The sequence below is a fragment of the Pleomorphomonas oryzae DSM 16300 genome (genome assembly GCF_000422965.1).
In the GTDB taxonomy this organism is placed as follows: domain Bacteria; phylum Pseudomonadota; class Alphaproteobacteria; order Rhizobiales; family Pleomorphomonadaceae; genus Pleomorphomonas; species Pleomorphomonas oryzae.
This window is the reverse complement of record NZ_AUHB01000001.1, coordinates 56,062-73,546: the sequence shown is the minus strand read 5'-3', so window position 1 is coordinate 73,546 and position 17,485 is coordinate 56,062. Positions and strand designations below refer to the sequence as shown.

Here is a 17,485-nt window from a genome sequence, read left to right as displayed (position 1 = left end):
TAGAAATAACGAGGGCTTAGCCTTCGATCTTCGAGAAGTCCGCCACCTGATGGCAGGCGTCGCGCAGCACCGTTAGAAGAGCGAGACGATTGGCCCGCACCTTCTCGTCGGCATCGTTGACCAGCACCTTCTCGAAGAAGGCGTCGACCGGCGCGCGCAGGGTAGCGAGCGCCTTCATGGCGCCTTCGAAGTCTTCAGCCACGACGGCCTCATGAGCGGCCTTGGCGGCCGCCGTCACGGCGGCGGCGAGCGCCTTCTCCTCGGCTTCCTTGAACAGGCCGGAGTCGACGGAGGCCGCGACAGCCGTGCCCTTCTTCTCCTCGGCCTTCAGGATGTTGGCGGCACGCTTGTAACCGGCCAAGAGGTTCTTGCCATCGTCGGTGGCGAGCAGGGCGCCCAGCGCCTCGACGCGCTTGACGATCAAGAGGAGATCATCCTGGCCGCCGAGGGCGAACACGGCATCGACCAGATCGAAGCGGTTACCCTGCTCGCGGAGCTGCACCTTCAGGCGGTCGGCGAAGAAGTTGAGAAGGTCGGGCGTCTTGCTCGCATAGGCGTTGAGCGGCAGGCGGACGCCATTGTCGAGAATGATGCGGATCACACCCAGCGCCGCCCGGCGCAGCGCGAAGGGATCCTTGCTGCCCGTCGGCTTTTCGTCGATCGCCCAGAAGCCGACCAGCGTGTCGAGCTTGTCGGCGAGCGCCACGGCGATGGAGACCGGCGCCGTCGGCACGCGGTCGGACGGACCCTGCGGCTTCCAATGCTCTTCGATGGCGGCGGCCACGGCCGGGTCCTCGCCGGCATGCGCCGCATAATAGCGGCCCATCAGTCCCTGCACTTCGGGGAACTCGCCGACGACGCCACTGAGCAGGTCCGCCTTGGCGAGCAGGGCAGCGCGGGCCGCCTTGTCGGCGTCGGCGCCGACCAGCGGCGCGATCTCGCGGGCCAGCACCACGATGCGGCGCACTCGGTCGCCCTGGCTGCCGAGCTTCTCGTGGAAGGTGATGCCCTCAAGCTTCGGCACCAGTGTCTCAAGCGGGATGGCGAGATCGCCGTCCCAGAAGAACTTGGCGTCTGACAGGCGGGCGCGGATAACGCGCTCGTTGCCGGCGATGATGGTGGCGCCGCCATCGGTCGCCGCCATGTTGGACGTCAGGATGAAGCGGTTGGCGAGGCGCCCGCTCCTAGGGTCCTTCAGCACGAAACACTTCTGATTGGCGCGAATGGTGGCGCGGATCACCTCGTCGGGCACGTCCAGGAATGCGGCATCGAAGGTGCCCATCAGCACGACAGGCCATTCGACGAGACCGGTCACTTCGTTGAGCAGCCCTTCGTCTTCGACCAGCTCCAGGCCGGCAGCAAAGGCGAGGTCTCGCGCGTCATGCAGGATGATGTCGCGGCGGCGGGCCGGATCGAGCACCACCTTGGCCTTTTCGAGCTTCTCGATGTAGTCGGCGAAGCGTCGCACCTTGATCGCCTCGGGCGCCAGGAAACGATGGCCGTAGGTGACGTTGCCCGAGCGGATGCCATCCACCTCGAAATCGATGACGACAGGCTCCTCGGTTTCCGGACCGAAGGTGCAGACGATGGAATGCAGCGGCCGAACCCAGCGCAGCGTGCCCGTGCCCCAGCGCTGCGACTTCGGCCAGGGGAAGCTGCGGATGATCGAGGGGATGAGGTCGGCGATGATCGCTTCGGCGGCGCGGCCGGGTTTGACGAGATCGGCGACGTAGAAGTCGCCCTTCTTCGGATCGGAGACGACGCGCGCCTTGGCGATGTCGTCGAGCCCGGCGCCGCGCAGGAAGCCCTGGATGGCGCCGGCCGGCGCGTCGGTACGCGGGCCCTTCTTCTCTTCGCGAATGTCGGGCGAGCGGGTGTTGAGGCCGTGAATGGTGAGCGCCAGGCGGCGCGGCGTTGCAAAGGCGCCGGCGCTTTCATAGGTGAGGCCGGCTTCCACCAGACCGTTCGTCACCAGACCCTTGAGATCGTCGGCGGCCTTCGCCTGCATGCGGGCGGGGATCTCTTCGGAGAAGAGTTCGATGAGAAGATCGGGCATGGTGGTCCTCGGGTCTCCCGGCCTCGTGCCGGTCGTCTTGCAATGCTGCGTCTGATTAGTCGGTTCGGGGAAAAATGTCATCCCCGAATAGACGAGCAAGAAGACGGAAGACCACGAGGGATCGGGGCGGAAAACTCACCCTTCAGGTGTTTGCCGCTCAGCTCCAGCCGCCGTTGATGGTCTGGTAGAAGACGTGCATGCCGATCCTGGCCTTCTTGGTAAACACGCTCGCCCAGTTCGGCCGCACATAGATAGCGTGATAATGGGTCGCCGTCCCGATCTCGTCGAGCCAGGCGGCGCCGCTCGTCACCTCGCCGGCAACCTGTTTGGCGACCCGCCACGACGCCTTGTCGAAGACGATGTGGCGCCGGCCGTCGCAGGCGAACGAGAACTGACACTCGTTGTATTTCTCGCGGTTCTGGTAGACGACCTTGCAGATGCTGTCGGGATAGGCCGGGTTCTTGACCCGGTTGAGAACCACCTGCGCCACGGCGATCTGGCCCTTGCGCGGCTCCGAACGCGCCTCGAAGTAGATCGCTTCGGCAAGGCACTTCTGCTCACTGTCGTCCCAAACGCTGGCCGGCAGCGGATTGGCCGCCCACCAATGATCGCCGGGATGCACCACCGGCGCCGGCGGCGCCGGCTTGTCGCCGGGCATGGCGAACAGCGGCGCGAACATGTCCTGGCTGACCACCGAGCTGTCGGGCGCATAGGCGGCTAGCAGCGCCGACGCGGCGGCGCCGGTCTCGGCCGGGGCGTAAGCGCGCGACGGATAGCTCGTGGCGACAAGCTCGGTCCGGTCGGGTTTGCGCTGGGGCAGGGGAATTGGCGCGAGATCTGCCACCTCGGTCGCCGGCTTGGGGCTGATGAAGCGCGACACGGCCAGCATCGAAAGGGGGGCCGCCGACGCTTCGAAGGTCATGGTCGGCAGTACGGCGGGTGGCGTCAGACGGCTGGTGTCGTTGAAGGTGAGGGAACCGGCGGAAAATCCGCGCTCGGTGGGGGGCGTCGTGACCGTCATCGGCAGGTCGCCCTTCCAGCTGCGGTCGATGCGCTCCTCGTCGGGCACGGCGGCCGAGCCGCCCACCGCGCCGGTGATGACGTCGCCTGTGCCTTCGATGACGATCGAGCCGCCGTTCATTTCGAGGCGGGCCGACGACTCCTTGACGTCACCAAGGCGTGGCGCGACCACCTTGCTTTCGCCGCCCGGGCCGACACCGAGCGTCACCGCCCAACGTGTTGCCGGGTTGATCGAATCGACCACCAGACTGGCGATATCCTGATAGGCGATGGAGGTGGGGAAGGCGACCACGGCGACGAATAACGCGCCAGCGGCGGCGAATCCGACGCGCCCGTGTCCGGGCCGGACTCTCGTACGAGGAACGCGACGCATGGACTGACGATCTCCGGCGGGAACAGGACTGAGACGAACGATGACGGAAACAAAACTGCTCCCTCTCCGGAGGCTGCCCGATTAACCTTGAAAAGCCGTTAATACCGGTTGCCACGAAGGCCTTGCTTGGCCGTTTTCCGCGAAAAACGCCGATCTGCCAGCAATATGAAGGTGCTGGCAGATAGATCATCGTGGTAAACGGGTTAGGACAAGAGACGGAAGGAGAGACGATGACGGACTTCGCCGCGGTGCTGCTCGAGCAAGACCAAGACGGAAAGACCCGCGCGCAACTCACCCGTCTTTCCAACTCGGATCTCATGGAGGGTGAGGTCACCCTCGCCGTCCGCGCCTCGGCGGTGAACTACAAGGATGGACTGGCGGTGACCGGTCGCCTGCCGGTGGTGCGTCGCTGGCCGATGGTGCCGGGCGTCGACGCCGCCGCCAGCGTGATTGCGTCTCAAGATCCCCGCTGGCGGGCCGGCGACGAGGTGATTCTGACCGGCTGGGGTGTCGGCGAAACCCATCTCGGTGCCTGGAGCCAGCGGATGCGGGTATCAGGCGATTGGCTGGTGCACCGCCCCGCGACGCTGTCGCCGATGGAAGCGATGGCGCTCGGCACGGCCGGCGTCACCGTGGCCGAAGGGCTCGACAGGTTGAAGCGCCATGGCGTGACCCCGGCCGATGGTTCGGTCGTGGTGACCGGTGCCGCCGGCGGCGTCGGCTCGATGGCGGTGATGCTGCTCGCCCGTGAGGGGTGGAGCGTCACGGCGGTCACCGGGCGGCCGGAAGAGGCCGACCGCTTGCGGCAGCTGGGCGCCGCCGAGGTGATCGGCCGCGACCTGTTTGCCGGGCCGGCAAAGCCGCTGGCCCGCGAGCGCTGGGCTGCCGCCTTCGACATGGTCGGGTCGACGATTCTGGCGCATGTGCTGTCGATGCTGAAACCGGGCGGCGCGGCCATCGCCTGCGGCAACGCCGCCGGCATGGATCTGCCAACGAGCGTCGCGCCCTTCATTCTGCGCGGCGTCAGCCTGATTGGCGTCGACAGCGTCCGCGTGCCGACCGCCCGACGCGAAGCGATCTGGAACCATCTCGCCGCAACGGTCGATCGTCATCGCCTTGCCGCCATGACGCGTGTGATCGAGCTCGCGGATGCCATCGAGGCTGGCCGACGGATCGTCGACGGCGCCGTCGCTGGACGGACGGTAGTGGCGATTGGCGATTAGGATTGGCGGCCGGGGAGGGGCAGGGGAGCGAGGCGGGCATAGGTTCGTCGCTTGCCGTGAATCGTTCCATGCAGCATAGTGCGCGTCAGTTCGACCGCTTCGAAGGCAAATCCCATTTCATGACTGATTTCCGCGAGACGCTGCGCGGCATCGTGGCGATGCTGCTCTGTTGCCTGTTCTTTCTCGTCAACGACACCATTGTCAAAGCCGTGGCCGACGATCTGCCGATCGGGGAGATCCTGTTCATCCGGTCGCTCATCGCGACGGTGGTGGTGATCGTCGTGGTCTGGAAGATGGGCCTTCTGCCGAGCGTGCTGCCGCAAACCTCGCGGTTCGTGGTGATGCGCTCGATCTGCGAGGGCTTTGCCACCGTCGTTTATCTCTCCGGCCTGGTGCACCTACCAATCGCCAACGCGTCGGCCATCTCGCAAGGAGCGCCTCTTGCTATCACGGCGGCCGGAGCCTTCGTCCTGGGTGAGGTCGTTGGCTGGCGGCGCTGGATGTCGGTCGCGGTGGGCTTCCTGGGCATCCTGATCGTCGTCCGGCCCGGGCCTGATGGCTTCAACAGCTGGGCTCTGCTGCCTCTGGCGTCTGTTGGACTTGTGACGATCCGCGAACTCTCGACGCGCTTCATCGCACCGGCCACCAACTCGGCGGTGGTGACGCTGGTTACCCAGGTGATGGTGACGGTCGCCTGCGGTCTTTTGTCGGCAACCGAGGTGTGGATGCCGATGACCATGATGCAGTTCGGCCTGATCGTCGTCGCTGGCCTCAGCTGCATCTTCGGCGTCCAGTTCTCGATCGACGCCATGCGGCATGGCGACATCTCGCTGGTCGCCCAGTTTCGCTATTCCACCATCCCCTTCGCCATTCTTCTCGGCTGGGTCATCTGGGGCGATGTGCCTGATATCGTGACGCTACTCGGCATCGCCGTCGTCGTCGGCTCCGGCATCTACATCTTCTATCGCGAGCGGGTCCGGCACCAGAACCTGGTGACCCGCTCCGAGCCCGGCGTCTAGCGCCCCAGCAAAAGGAAAGGGCGCTTCCGCCGATCAACGGAAGCGCCCCCGATGCCGAGATTTCCGGCAGACCTCACTCGATGACGATGCGCGGCGCCGCCCGTTCCGGCTTGCCGGCCAGCGTGTCGAGAACACGACCGGCGATCGCGAGGTAAGACTCCGCGTGCGGGCCGTTCGGCTCGGTGGCCACCACCGGCAGGCCGGCGTCGGACGTCTCGCGAATCTTCATCTCCAGCGGCACTTCGCCGAGGAAGGGCACGCCAATGCGGCGGGCTTCCTGCGCCGCGCCGCCATGGCCGAAGATGTCGTGATGGGTGCCGCAATTGGGGCAGACGAAGTAGGCCATGTTCTCGACGATGCCGAGGACGGGCACCTCGACCTTCTGGAACATGGCGACGCCGCGCCGCGCATCCATGAGCGCCAGGTCCTGCGGCGTCGAGACGATGACGGCGCCGGTGAGCGGCACCTGCTGCGCCATGGTGAGCTGCACGTCGCCGGTACCGGGCGGCATGTCGACGACCAGAGCGTCGAGCTCGCCCCAGGCGCTTTCGCGCAGCATCTGCGTCAGGGCGGAGACTGCCATCGGCGCCCGCCAGATCATCGGCGTCTCTTCCTCGACGAGGAACCCGATCGACATCACCTTGAGGCCGAAATTCTCGAGCGGCACCAGCGTGCGGTCCTCGTTCACCTCCGGCTTCTCGCCGGACAGGCCCATCAGGCGCGGCACGGACGGGCCGTAGATGTCTGCGTCGAGGATGCCGACCTTGAGGCCGCGTGCCGCAAGGGCGAGGGCGAAGTTGACGGCCGTCGTCGATTTGCCGACGCCGCCCTTGCCGGAGGCCACGGCGATGATCGACTTGACGCCGGGAATGCCATTCTTCGCCGGCATGGCATGACTGTGACCATGTGCGGCAGGTGCCGCCTTGGGCGCACTGCCCGGAGCTACCTCGGCGGTAAGTGCCACCGTCGCCTTGGTAACGCCGGGGATGGATTTGATCGCCGCTTCCGCCGCCGCGCGGATCGGCTCGAATCGCTGGGCCTTGTCGGCGGGCACCGAGATCGACAGCATCACCTTGCCATCCTTCTCATAGATGTCCGACACGGCGCCGGCGGCGACGATGTCCTTGCCGGTGCCGGGCATGGTGATCTTGCTGAGGGCGGCGGCGACCTGATCCTTGAGGCTTGGCATGGCGTGCTCCGATTGGCTTTTTCTCTACCTAATCCATAATACGAGCGACCGGGAGTGAATTTGCGGCAGGGCAATCATGCGGCCGACTCGTTGGGGCTTGTTCGGTTCTCTGAGATGCCGTTCACTCCTGCCATGACGAAATGCGCGGGCCTCATTCTTGCCGGGGGACGTTCGAGCCGGATGGGCGGAACGCCCAAGGCGCTCGTCGAGCTGGCCGGCCTGACATTGCTTGAGCGGGCCATGGCCGCGCTCGCGCCGCAGGTCGGTGACCTCGCGGTCAACTTGCCGCCGGATATCGATATGCCGGTGCCGGGTCTGAGCGTGGTCCGCGACGAAGCGCCCACCTTCGAGGGGCCGCTTGCCGGTGTTCTTGCCGGTCTTCTCCATGCGTCGACCCTGTCGCCTCCGCCCACCCATCTGTTGACGGTGCCGGTCGATCTGCCGTTTCTGCCTGCCGAGTTGGCTCACCGACTCGCGGCGGTCATCGACGGTTCGGATACCATCGTCGTTGCCGAGGGGCCCGAGGGGAGGGCGCCGCTCTGTACGCTGTGGCCGCTGTCAGTCGCGCCGCGTCTTGCGGCCTTCCTCGCCGGTGGAACGGATCGGCGGGTGGGGGCGTTCCTCGCGAGCCAACGGACGGCAAGCGTCGCCTTCGCTCCGATCCCCGTCGGAGAGGCAATGGTCGATCCCTTCTTCAACATCAACACGCCCGATGACCTCGATAAAGCCGCCGCTCTGATCGGCGCCGGTCGTCCGTGATCATCCCGGCATGCAGAATCCGGACCGGCCAAATAATGTCCCCGTTGCATCCGATCGCGGAATGAGATGAAGATGCGGGCGGATCGGCGTCAGCACAAGGATTAGGCAGTGCGTCGGTTCGCCGAAGGGTTCGCACGGCCAGCCGGTCCAACGAGGGATACCAACTCCTCCGACGGCTGCGCCGAAAACGAACAGGGGGCCGCCGATCGGCCGCGGCAATCGTCACGGACGATTGGTTCGCGTCGGGTGCGACGGTCGGTCAAATAGGTTCAGAGGGGATAATCATGAAGTTTGCCAAGACACTCGTCACCGCCGCCGCCTTGCTGGCGCTGTCGCTCGGCGGCGCTGCGGCCAAGGAATGGAAGAAGGTGGTCATCGCCACCGAGGGTGCCTATCCGCCGTTCAACTATGTCGACACCGATGGCAAGATGAAGGGCTTCGACGTCGATATCGCGCTCGCCCTTTGCGATCAGATGAAGGTGGAATGCCAGATTGTCGCCCAGGACTGGGACGGCATGATCCCGGCGCTGCTCGCCGGCAAGTTCGATGCCATCATCGCCTCCATGTCGATCACGCCGGAGCGCAAGAAGGTCATCGACTTCTCCGAGAAGTATTACAACACGCCGCCGGCCATCGTCGTGCCGAAGGATAGCGATATCAAGGGCGTCACTGCGGATGATCTGGCTGGCAAGACGGTCGGCGCGCAGGTTTCGACCATGCACGCCGACTACGTCGAGAAGAAGCTGACCAAGAGTGAGCTCAAGACCTATCCGACCGCCGACGAATACAAGCTGGATCTCGCCAACGGCCGCCTCGATGCCGTCAATGACGACATCGTTGTCCTGTCCCAGTGGCTGAAGACCGACGCTGGCGCCTGCTGCAAGGTGGTCGGCACGATAACCCCGGTTCCCGAAATCCACGGCGTGGGCGCTGGCATCGGCGTTCGCAAGGAAGACACCGACCTGCGTGACATGTTCTCGGCGGCGATCAAGGCGATCCGCGCCAACGGCAAGTACCAGGAGATCAACAAGAAGTACTTCGACTTCGACGTCTACGGCGGCTGAGCCGGGGTGCTGAAAGCAACGAATTGATACGGCGCGGGTTTTGCTTATTGAAAGCAGGCCCGCGCTTGTTGCAAGTAAAGCCGCGCCAACGTGGGCTGGCGAATGGCAAAATGCCGTCGCCACAAGGTGTGGGCAGGGGGAGACCGGCCGGATGGCCAATTACATGGAACTGCTGTCCTTTGGCGACAGCGGCTGGGGTGATGAACTGGCGAACGGCGTCGTGGTGACGGTGACGCTGGCACTCGCCACACTACCGCTGGGGCTGCTGATCGGCTTTCTGATTGCCGTCGCGAAAAACTCCACCGAACCGCTGCTGCGCAACGCTGCTCACGTTTACACGACGATTTTTCGCGGCCTGCCGGAACTTCTGACGCTGTTCCTCATCTACTACGGCGGCCAGATGGCCATGTCGGCGCTCTGGCGCCTGCTGTTCGGGCATGCCTTCGAGGTCAACAGCTACCTTGCCGGCATGATCGCGCTGGCGCTGGTCTTCTCGTCCTATGCCAGCGAGGTGTTTTTGTCGGCCTTCAGGGGCATTACCCTTGGTCAGTATGAAGGCGCCTATGCGCTTGGCCTGTCACGCTCCCGTACCATGCTGCTGGTGATCCTGCCGCAGCTCATCCGGCTGGCCCTGCCCGGTCTTTCCAACCTGTGGCTCAACCTTCTGAAGGATACCTCGCTGGTGTCGGTGATCGGCCTCACCGATCTCCTCAGGAACACCAACATCGCCGTCGGCGTCACCAAGCAGGCGTTCTTCTTCTTCTTCGTGGCCTGCTCGCTCTATCTCATCATGTCGATCATCTCCTCCTTCGGACTGCGGCGCGTATCGGCCTGGGCCGAGCGTGGACAGGGAGGGCACTGATGACCTACGTCGACGCTCCTTCGACCGAGCGCCCGCCCGCCGCTGCCCGCCGACGCTGGACCGGCGCCCGCGTCGCCGGCCTCTTGCTGATGGCACTCTGGGCCTTGCTCGGCCTTTCCATCATCTACATGCTGGTGGTCGGCTATGATCCTGAAGAGATCGCCAAATACGGCCCGCGAATCCTGAACGGCATCTGGGTGACGCTGCACCTCGTGGTGCTGTCCATCCTGCTCGGTGCGTTGATCTCGATTCCGGTGGCCCTCGGGCGTCTGTCGCACAATCCGATCATCGGTGGCATAGCCTTCGGTTATTCCTATTTCTTCCGCGGCACGCCGCTCCTGGCCCAGACTTTCCTGGTCTACTACGGTGCCGGACAGTTCACCGATGCGCTGAAGGCTGTGGGACTCTGGATGTTCTTCCGCGACGCCTATTTCTGCGCCGTGCTCACCTTCTCGCTCAATACGGCCGCCTATCAGGCGGAGATTCTCGCCGGCGCCATTCGTTCCGTGTCCTCGGGCCAGTGGCAGGCTGCCGAGTCGCTCGGCCTCCGACCTTTCATCACCATGCGCAAGATCATCCTGCCGCAGGCGCTGATCACCGCGTTGAGGCCCTATGGCAACGAGGTGATTCTGATGATCAAGGCGTCGGCCATCGCCTCGATCATCACGGTCCTCGATCTGATGGGGCAGACCCGATACGCCTTTTCCAAGACCTACGACCTGCAGATCTACATCTGGGCTGCCGTGATCTATCTGATCACGGTGGAGGTGCTGCGGCGTCTTTGGGAGATGATGGAGCGCCGGCTGACGCGTCACCTTCGGCGCTAGATGCATAGGCGAAACCCAGAGCGGTGGCCCGGATTTACCCGGCCCGCCATTCTGAAAAACAACAAGGCCCGGAGCGGGGTGCTCCGGGCCTTGAAAGTACGGCTGAGAAAGCCGCGCCGACGCTATCAGCGGCAGGCGGTACGATAGGGGCGGCCGTAACGGTCGTAGGCGATGCAGTCTTCGCGCGGTGCGGTCATACCGGCAACCGCCGCTCCGCCGATGCCACCGACGGCCGTGCCGATCAGAGCACCCTTGCCGCCGCCGGCAATGGCACCGACCGCTGCGCCGCCCAGCGCGCCAATGGCCGCACCGGTGGTCACACGCTGCTGAGTGGGCGTCTGGTTGGCGCAAGCGCCGAGGCTGAGTGCCACCACGGTGGCTGCAACTGCGAGAACTTTCATGACTGCCTCCAATCTGGTCCTGTCGGTGACTTCAACGCATCAGCGGCAAAAGGGTTCCTCGCGCCGCGGCATCGCCGCCATCTGGTTCGCCACCGCGTCTTTTGATAGACGCGACAGGGACAAGCGTCTGCAACAATAAGCGAAAACACTGCAAATGGATAGATGAGGTTCATGATGGCAAAGGTCGTATTTCTCGGGCTCGGTGTGATGGGCTACCCGATGGCCGGTCACCTCCGGACGCGAGGTGGCCATGAGGTAACGGTTTACAATCGGACCGGCGCCAAGGCGGACGCCTGGGTGAACGCGTTCGGCGGACGCGCCGCGCCGACGCCGCGCGAGGCGGCGGCAGGGGCCGATTTGGTGTTCGCCTGCGTCGGCAACGACGACGATCTTCGCTCCGTCGTGCTCGGTCCTGACGGTGCCTTTGCCGGCATGAAGAAGGGCGCCATCTTTGTGGATCACACCACCGCCTCGGCTGGCGTTGCCCGGGAACTTCAGGAAAAGGCTGTCACCCTCGGCCTCGATTTTCTCGACGCGCCGGTGTCCGGCGGCCAGGCGGGTGCCGAGAATGGCGCGCTGACCATCATGGTCGGCGGCAACGACAAGAGCTTTGCCGCGGCTGAGCCCGTGATGAACGCCTACGCGAAGATGATCGTGCATCTGGGACCATCGGGCTCTGGACAGCTCGCCAAGATGGTCAATCAGATCTGCATCGCCGGTGTCGTGCAGGGCCTCGCCGAGGCCATCCACTTCGCCAAGTCGGCCGATCTCGACGTCGAAAAGACCATCGCCGCCATCTCCAAGGGCGCTGCCCAGAGCTGGCAGATGGAGAATCGCTGGAAGACCATGGACGCCGGCAAGTTCGACTTCGGTTTTGCGGTGGACTGGATGCGCAAGGATCTCGGCATCGTCCTCGACGAGGCGCGGCGGACCGGCGCCCGCCTGCCGCTGACCGCTCTGGTCGACCAGTTCTACGCCGACGTCCAGGCCAATGGCGGCAACAGGTGGGACACGTCGAGCCTGATCTCCCGTCTGGAAAAGTGATGCGCAGACGGCCGGCGACAGTCGTCGTCGCCGGCCATCCGCGGCATGGGTGCCATTCGCTCTTCGCAAGGCTCGCATGCTCTCGTGCGGGGCGGATTGTTAATTGACCCAAGAAGGATAGTTTTCTCAGGGCGCTAGCGGTTCGCCCACACGAAAGTGTTGCCTTGGCTAATTTGCAAATGAGTTGCATTTTCAGCTAAGTATTTGATGTTGCTTGATTTTCGATCTTTCTACAGCTATCGAACCTGCATCGGGGAGTAGCTACCGTCGCGTGAGACGGGACCGCGTCAACATGCTCGCAGTTCTTGCGTGGCGCGGAAGGCCGAAAGGTCCGGCAAGACCGTGGTGACGCCATCTTCGAGCGAGATGTGACGACGTCATCCGGTATTGCGCTCGACTGGTATCGCCGATGTCTCCGATCTCCATCGCCGTGCTCGCCGTGGGCATGTCCATCGATAGCCTGCTCGCTTCGGTCGGCGGCGGCGCCAGCCTACGGCGTCAATGCCGTTTCTGCGATGCGGTGCTGGTCGGCGCGGTGTTCGCGATCGTCCAGATGATCACGCCGCTCATCGGCTGGGCGGCCGGCGCCGCCGCAAGCTCCTATGTCGCGAGCTTCGATCATTGGCTGGCCTTCGGCCTGTTGACGCTGGTCGGCGGCCGTATGGTTCTCTTAGCTTTCCGCGCTGAGGATGGGGATGCTTGCGAGGTGAGTTTCATCGGCACGCCAACGGCGCTTATCATGACAGCCATCGGCACCTCCATCGACGCCATGGCCGTCGGCGTGTCGCTCGCTTTCGTCAAGGCGAACATCATGATCATCGTCGCGGCGATCGGCGCCACCACCTTCCTGATGTCGGCCGGCGGCGTGATCATGGGCCGGTTGATCGGCAATCGATTCGGCCGCTCGGCCGAAGTGGTCGGCGGCTTGGTGCTTATCGGCCTCGGCTGCCTGATCCTGCGCGAACATCTGATGGCCTGACGTCGCTCGCCTTGCCGGCAAGCCGCTCGCCGAGCGCAAAGCCGGAAAGCGACAGGAGCGACAGGATCGCCACCAGCGGCGCCACCACCGACCAACCCCAGCGGCTCGCCACATAGCCGACGAGCGGTGGCCCGATCAGCGATCCCGATGCGCCGAACTGGGCGAACACGCCGTTCGAGGCGGTGACCAGCGACAGGGGAACGCCGTTCCGGCGCAAAAGCGTCGGCAGCCGGGCGAAGGCGACGGCCGCGACGAGGCCGGAGATGGCGTTGGCAACGATGATCGCCGCTGCCACGGCGGTGCCCGACAGATGCGTTGCGAGGCCACCGCCGGGGAACCCCAGGAAGAACAAGCCAGCCGGTAGCGCAAGGCCGATGGCGATCAGGGCGAGTGGCCGTTGTGCGCCGTCGCCATTGCCGATGAGACGGGCCGCCGCAAAGCTGCCGGCGATCGTCGCGGCGGACGTCAGGCCGGCGATGGCGCCGGCGGTGGCGATCGAGAAGCCCCAGGCTTCCGAGAGATAGGCCGGCGTCATGCCGAGAACGCCGACTTCCAGCGTCGTGTAGAAGCCGAAACCGATGGCCAGCGCCCAAATCGACAGAGGCGGCGGCGCGAAACTGGTTTGCCGATGCTCGGCCATGGCCGGCAGCCGGAAGGTGCCGGGGAGCGTCACCAACACGGCCAGCGCCCAGAAGACCAGAATGAACCGCCAGTCGATCAGGCTGGCCGCGAAGCCGGAGGCTATGGTGCCAGCGGCAATGCCGATCGGCACGAAGGTGCTCCAGAGGGCCAACGCCGCCGCGCTGTCACGGCCGGCCGTCATGGCGATCAGGCTCGGCGCGGCGATGACCACCATCAGATAGCCGATGCTCTCGACGAGGCGCGCCGCATAGAGCAGCGCTGCGTCGGGGGCAGCCGCTGCGGCGAGGCCGGCCACCGCGATAAACAGGGAGCCGGTTGCCAGGACCGCGCGGCCCGAAAAGCGAGCGGCGATGATACCGGCGATACTGCCGAGGCTTGCTCCGCCGGCTTCGATCAGCGAGATCATCAGGCCGGCACCGGTCAGCGACAGGCCGAGATCGGCGCGGATGGCCGGCATCAGGGCCGCCATTTTGCCGAGCTGGGCGGCAGCCAGCACCCCGGTGAACCAGAGAAGAAGAATCGTCGGCCAGCGTCCGGTCATGGTCACAGGTCCTTTCGGACGACGGCTAGCAGTGCGCTCGATCAGCTTCCACGCATGAATTATGCGTGCTGGTCGTAAAAGGATGTGACGAGCCGGCCGGATGACCCATCGGAAAGCGTCACGCGCTCCCACAGCATCGGGCCGGGGCGAATGGGGATGTCGGGGTCGCCGTTGGCGCCGGTGTCGAAGGCAAGCGAGGACAGCTGGCCGTCATGCCAGCCGAGATCGTCAAGGCGGGCCTCTGCCGCCAGAATCTCCTCCGACGCGTAGACCAGCAGCGACCGTCCCAGATAATCGGCGATATCGACCCGCCAGTCGGCGGCACGGGTCGATGAAGCGGCGAGCAGCCGGTGGGTGCGGTCGCAGATGAGATGGACCGGGCTCTTCGACGTCTCGACGAGCCGCTTCAGCGCGGCGTCCTGCGCCGGATCGGGGCGCGCCGCAAAGATCTTCTGCAGGGTTCGGGTCTGCTCGACGGTGAGCGGCAATGTTCCGTTCTCCCAGCGCGACACGGTCGGCTGGGTGACGCCCATGAGATCGGCGAGGTGCAACTGCTTCATGCCGGCAAGGCGGCGCAGATGCCTGAGCGGAAGGGCGGGAACCATGGCAATAGCCTCGATGACCGGCGGGCCGGGCACCAAAGGATACGCAGCTCCCTCAAATCCGGCAAGCCGGCCCTACCTGCGCCGGAGCATTGTCTGATAGGCGAGGCCGATCGCCACCAGCACACCGCCGAGTCCGATGAAGGACAAGGCCCTGAGCGCCCCGGTGAGGCCGGCCGTGTCGATCAGGAACACCTTGGCCACCACGACAGCGATGATCACCGCCGCCACCGTGCGGATCGTCCGGTTCGCGGTGGCAAAGCCGATGCCGAGCACGGCAAGGCCAAGCACCAGCCAGACCGCCGAATAGGCGTAGAGTTCGCCCTCCAGTACGTCGCCCCAGCTGAGATCTCCCGTGTGCCAGCCGGCGCGCACGGCGAGCGTCGCCCACATGGCAGCCAGCAGACCGCCGACCGTGGCGGCGATGGTGACGGTGCGCTGGGGAAGATCGGGCCGGTGACGCGCCACGCTGGCGATCAGGAAGGTGAGCACGGCCGGCGCCAGATAGCCGATGAGCAGCGTGCCATCGAAGCTGCCGCCATTGATCGGCTCGCCGGTGACGACTGGATTATTGACGACGAGAAGACCGATGGCCGCCGAGATAAGGCCCAATCCACCGAAGATCGGCGTTCCCCAGCTCATGACGGGAGAAGGCCGTCGGACGCGGAGCCAGTTGAGGCCAAGCGAGATCGCCAGCATGACCATGCTGAGCAGGCTCTGTTCGGCAAGGCCGGACACCGGCCTGAACATATCGCCGCCATTCATGGCGTGATGGATTTCCAGTGTCGCCGTCAGCGCCGCGAAGATGACAGCGAGCGCTTCGAAGGCTGGTACAAGGCGCGGGTCGCCCGGCGTGCGGCCGAAGCGCCAGGCGGCATAGGCGAAAGCAAGCGTCGGCACGCCGTAGCCGTAGAGAAGCGGGTTGAACAGCACGGTCGTGCCGAGGTCGTTGCCGACAATGCGCGGATCCCAGACGACGCGAGCGATCACCACGGCGGCGACTGCCAATGCCGTGGGCCTCAGCGCGGCAACCGGCCGTCGCGCCTCCACCCAGGCGATGGCGGCGACCAGTAGCGCGAGGGAGACGGTCAGCATGCCCCGTTCGAGCGCGATGGTGAGCGCCGCGCCCAGCGCCGCGACGCAGCCGACCGCATAGGCGGCGATCGCGCCGTTGCGGCCGATGGCGTCATGTGAGAGCCGGCGGTCGAGATATTCGGTGACCGAAGCGAGATAGCCGGCCGCGATGAGGGCTGCGACGGCGAAGGTCGGCGATGCCGAGAGATCAAGGCTGGTGTTGAGATAGGCAATGGCAATGAGGCCGGGCGCTGCGAAGGCACCGGCGACGGCCAGCTGCGGTCGACCGCGCGAGGTGAGGGCACCGGCAAGGCCCGCCACCGTCAGGATCAGCCCCAGCAAGACGCCGATGCCGAGATAATCGCTACCGGCCGGCGACGCCAGCAGATCGGCAAAGCCCGGCACCATTGGCTCGCCGGTCGTCGGATTGGTGACGACGCGGGGGACTGTGACGTTGAGAAGGCCGTAGCCAAACAACGTGGTGATGAGCGCCGTCACGGCAAGGCCGCGCGCTGCCGGCCATTCGGAGGCCAACGCCATCAGGAGCAGCGCGAAGACGACGATCAGCCCAACAGTGACCGGCCCGGTGCCGGCGGCGGCCACGAAAGTCAGAAGCGCCAACGCAAACAGGCTGAGAACGCCGGTGGCCGTCCGATCGAAGGCCGCATCGTCCGCTCGCTCGCGCGGTGCGTGGCTGGTCACGAAGACGACGGCGGCCAACAGCAGCGAAATCAGGAAGTGGGCGGCAATATAGATCTGGTTGGCGGCGTTGCTGGACGTGCCCGTGGTCGCCGACAAGAGCAGCGACCAGAGGATGTTTGCGACGGTGGCCGATACGGCAAGCCAGCGCCACAGGCGCAGGCGGGCGACGCCATAGGTGGCGGCGGTGACCACGGCGAGATAGATGACCAGCGGCAACAGCGCCGGCTCGTTGCTCGATACGAGAAGTGGCGTTGCGTAGGCTGCCAGGAGGCCGAGCGCGGCGAGAGCCGGTCCATGCCGGAGCGCCAGTACCAAGGTGGCCACGCCGACCGCCCCGAGCGCCACGAAGGCGAAGGCCGGTCCGATCAGGCCGTAGAGGCTATAGGCGGCATAGACCGACGCGAAGGCCGATACGGCGCCGGCGGCGGCAAGCACGCCGGGAATATAGGCGCGCGGCGCCGGACCGGGCGTTTCGGCAAAGCCGGAGCGGCGCAGCCACTCGCCGCCAGCAAGCAGCAGCACGGAGAAGACGAGGCCGAGGAATACCCGCGCCGCCGGGCCAAGCAATCCGGCTTCGATCGAATAGCGAACGAGGAAAATACCGCCGAGACCGAGCGCCAGCCCACCAACCCAGACGGCCCAGCGGCTGCCGATTTTCTCTTCCAGCGAGGCGCGGCTGCCAGTCCTTTCTTCTTGCGGGGTCCTTGCGGCGACGGCTGGCTGCTCCTCCGCTTCTTCCTGTTCCCGTGCCTTTTCCTCTTCGGCTGGCGGTGCCGCCTGTTCGGCGCTTGTCGTTTCCTCGAGCGGCTCTCGCGCATCCTCGGATGGGGAAGGCGTCTCAGCCTGCGCTTCGGGTGTGATGACCTCGGGAATGGGGGCTGCCGCCACCGTCTCGGCACGCACTTCGGCCGGTCGGCGCGCGCGCAAGGCTGCCTCCAGCTGCTCGATGCGCCGCTCCAGGTCGCGCGTTCTGGCGAAGGCAATGATCCCGAGCAGCGAGCCGACCAGAATGGTCAGGACAACGAGGGCGGCTAGAAGCAGAAGATCGTCCATGGCGAAACCAGTTCCCTTTTGGGAACCACTGATAACCGATTACGCGTATTTGCGG

General features: G+C 65.4%; 16 protein-coding genes. 9 read left to right on the top strand and 7 right to left on the bottom strand.

The features are described 5' to 3' along the window. Positions 1-16: 16 nt before the first annotated feature. Both glyS and G522_RS24880 read right to left on the bottom strand, forming a co-directional pair. A complete protein-coding gene (glyS, locus tag G522_RS0100370; protein ID WP_026789351.1) occupies positions 17-2,056 on the bottom strand; it encodes a glycine--tRNA ligase subunit beta in 2,040 nt (679 codons plus the stop codon). A gap of 157 nt (positions 2,057-2,213) precedes the next feature. Then, positions 2,214-3,449, bottom strand: a complete 1,236-nt coding sequence (locus tag G522_RS24880; protein ID WP_245586559.1) for a cell wall hydrolase — start codon at positions 3,447-3,449, stop codon at positions 2,214-2,216. Between the two features lie 230 nt (positions 3,450-3,679). Here G522_RS24880 and G522_RS0100360 point away from each other — a divergent pair, with 230 nt between their 5' ends. Further along, positions 3,680-4,672: an MDR family oxidoreductase gene (locus G522_RS0100360; RefSeq protein WP_026789350.1), complete on the top strand. Its 993-nt coding sequence runs from the start codon at positions 3,680-3,682 to the stop codon at positions 4,670-4,672. Positions 4,673-4,740: 68 nt separating this feature from the next. Then, positions 4,741-5,691 (top strand): DMT family transporter, encoded by a 951-nt coding sequence (locus tag G522_RS0100355; RefSeq protein ID WP_051227937.1) that lies wholly within the window; start codon positions 4,741-4,743, stop codon positions 5,689-5,691. Positions 5,692-5,764: 73 nt separating this feature from the next. Here G522_RS0100355 and apbC read toward each other — a convergent pair whose 3' ends face one another. After that, positions 5,765-6,880: an iron-sulfur cluster carrier protein ApbC gene (apbC, locus tag G522_RS0100350; RefSeq protein WP_026789348.1), complete on the bottom strand. Its 1,116-nt coding sequence runs from the start codon at positions 6,878-6,880 to the stop codon at positions 5,765-5,767. Between the two features lie 114 nt (positions 6,881-6,994). Between apbC and mobA the strand changes: the two genes are divergently transcribed. The 4 genes from mobA (at position 6,995) to G522_RS0100330 (ending at position 10,392) form a co-directional block, all read left to right on the top strand. Beyond that, on the top strand, positions 6,995-7,639 hold the full coding sequence (mobA, locus tag G522_RS0100345) for a molybdenum cofactor guanylyltransferase MobA (RefSeq protein WP_026789347.1): 645 nt from the start codon (positions 6,995-6,997) through the stop codon (positions 7,637-7,639). 284 nt (positions 7,640-7,923) lie between these two features. Further along, complete coding sequence (locus tag G522_RS0100340; RefSeq protein WP_026789346.1) at positions 7,924-8,703, top strand: ABC transporter substrate-binding protein; 780 nt, start codon at positions 7,924-7,926, stop codon at positions 8,701-8,703. Positions 8,704-8,854: 151 nt separating this feature from the next. Next, positions 8,855-9,565, top strand: coding sequence for an ABC transporter permease (locus tag G522_RS0100335; protein ID WP_026789345.1), 711 nt, complete (start codon positions 8,855-8,857; stop codon positions 9,563-9,565). Then, the gene (locus G522_RS0100330) at positions 9,565-10,392 is read left to right on the top strand and encodes an ABC transporter permease (protein WP_026789344.1); all 828 of its coding nucleotides are present in this window, start codon (positions 9,565-9,567) and stop codon (positions 10,390-10,392) included. The genes G522_RS0100335 and G522_RS0100330 overlap by 1 nt, the downstream gene beginning before the upstream one ends. A gap of 125 nt (positions 10,393-10,517) precedes the next feature. Here the strand turns inward: G522_RS0100330 and G522_RS0100325 are convergent, their stop codons facing one another. Next, positions 10,518-10,793, bottom strand: a complete 276-nt coding sequence (locus G522_RS0100325) for a glycine zipper domain-containing protein (protein WP_026789343.1) — start codon at positions 10,791-10,793, stop codon at positions 10,518-10,520. Here G522_RS0100325 and G522_RS29865 point away from each other — a divergent pair. The 3 genes from G522_RS29865 (at position 10,792) to G522_RS0100310 (ending at position 12,816) form a co-directional block, all read left to right on the top strand. Next, positions 10,792-10,932 (top strand): hypothetical protein, encoded by a 141-nt coding sequence (locus G522_RS29865; protein WP_156886777.1) that lies wholly within the window; start codon positions 10,792-10,794, stop codon positions 10,930-10,932. The two genes, G522_RS0100325 and G522_RS29865, sit on opposite strands and share 2 nt — an antisense overlap. Before the next feature lie 35 nt (positions 10,933-10,967). Next, positions 10,968-11,837 (top strand): NAD(P)-dependent oxidoreductase, encoded by an 870-nt coding sequence (locus G522_RS0100315; RefSeq protein WP_026789342.1) that lies wholly within the window; start codon positions 10,968-10,970, stop codon positions 11,835-11,837. A gap of 409 nt (positions 11,838-12,246) precedes the next feature. Next, the gene (locus tag G522_RS0100310; protein WP_026789341.1) at positions 12,247-12,816 is read left to right on the top strand and encodes a manganese efflux pump MntP; all 570 of its coding nucleotides are present in this window, start codon (positions 12,247-12,249) and stop codon (positions 12,814-12,816) included. Here G522_RS0100310 and G522_RS0100305 read toward each other — a convergent pair. The 3 genes from G522_RS0100305 to G522_RS0100295 form a co-directional block, all read right to left on the bottom strand. Further along, entirely contained in the window at positions 12,770-13,999 is a 1,230-nt protein-coding gene (locus G522_RS0100305; RefSeq protein ID WP_156886776.1) for an MFS transporter, read from the bottom strand. The two genes, G522_RS0100310 and G522_RS0100305, sit on opposite strands and share 47 nt — an antisense overlap. Before the next feature lie 59 nt (positions 14,000-14,058). Beyond that, positions 14,059-14,604: a helix-turn-helix domain-containing protein gene (locus G522_RS0100300; RefSeq protein ID WP_036837666.1), complete on the bottom strand. Its 546-nt coding sequence runs from the start codon at positions 14,602-14,604 to the stop codon at positions 14,059-14,061. Between the two features lie 72 nt (positions 14,605-14,676). Beyond that, a complete protein-coding gene (locus tag G522_RS0100295) occupies positions 14,677-17,430 on the bottom strand; it encodes a DUF2339 domain-containing protein (RefSeq protein ID WP_051227931.1) in 2,754 nt (917 codons plus the stop codon). Positions 17,431-17,485 lie beyond the last annotated feature (55 nt).

Coding starts and splice junctions, on each gene's coding strand:
- glyS (WP_026789351.1), bottom strand. CDS start 2,056: ATGCCCGATCTTCTCATCGAACTCTTCTCCGAAGAGATCCCCGCCCGC.
- G522_RS24880 (WP_245586559.1), bottom strand. CDS start 3,449: ATGCGTCGCGTTCCTCGTACGAGAGTCCGGCCCGGACACGGGCGCGTC.
- G522_RS0100360 (WP_026789350.1), top strand. CDS start 3,680: ATGACGGACTTCGCCGCGGTGCTGCTCGAGCAAGACCAAGACGGAAAG.
- G522_RS0100355 (WP_051227937.1), top strand. CDS start 4,741: ATGCAGCATAGTGCGCGTCAGTTCGACCGCTTCGAAGGCAAATCCCAT.
- apbC (WP_026789348.1), bottom strand. CDS start 6,880: ATGCCAAGCCTCAAGGATCAGGTCGCCGCCGCCCTCAGCAAGATCACC.
- mobA (WP_026789347.1), top strand. CDS start 6,995: ATGCCGTTCACTCCTGCCATGACGAAATGCGCGGGCCTCATTCTTGCC.
- G522_RS0100340 (WP_026789346.1), top strand. CDS start 7,924: ATGAAGTTTGCCAAGACACTCGTCACCGCCGCCGCCTTGCTGGCGCTG.
- G522_RS0100335 (WP_026789345.1), top strand. CDS start 8,855: ATGGCCAATTACATGGAACTGCTGTCCTTTGGCGACAGCGGCTGGGGT.
- G522_RS0100330 (WP_026789344.1), top strand. CDS start 9,565: ATGACCTACGTCGACGCTCCTTCGACCGAGCGCCCGCCCGCCGCTGCC.
- G522_RS29865 (WP_156886777.1), top strand. CDS start 10,792: ATGACTGCCTCCAATCTGGTCCTGTCGGTGACTTCAACGCATCAGCGG.
- G522_RS0100325 (WP_026789343.1), bottom strand. CDS start 10,793: ATGAAAGTTCTCGCAGTTGCAGCCACCGTGGTGGCACTCAGCCTCGGC.
- G522_RS0100315 (WP_026789342.1), top strand. CDS start 10,968: ATGGCAAAGGTCGTATTTCTCGGGCTCGGTGTGATGGGCTACCCGATG.
- G522_RS0100310 (WP_026789341.1), top strand. CDS start 12,247: ATGTCTCCGATCTCCATCGCCGTGCTCGCCGTGGGCATGTCCATCGAT.
- G522_RS0100305 (WP_156886776.1), bottom strand. CDS start 13,999: ATGACCGGACGCTGGCCGACGATTCTTCTTCTCTGGTTCACCGGGGTG.
- G522_RS0100300 (WP_036837666.1), bottom strand. CDS start 14,604: ATGGTTCCCGCCCTTCCGCTCAGGCATCTGCGCCGCCTTGCCGGCATG.
- G522_RS0100295 (WP_051227931.1), bottom strand. CDS start 17,430: ATGGACGATCTTCTGCTTCTAGCCGCCCTCGTTGTCCTGACCATTCTG.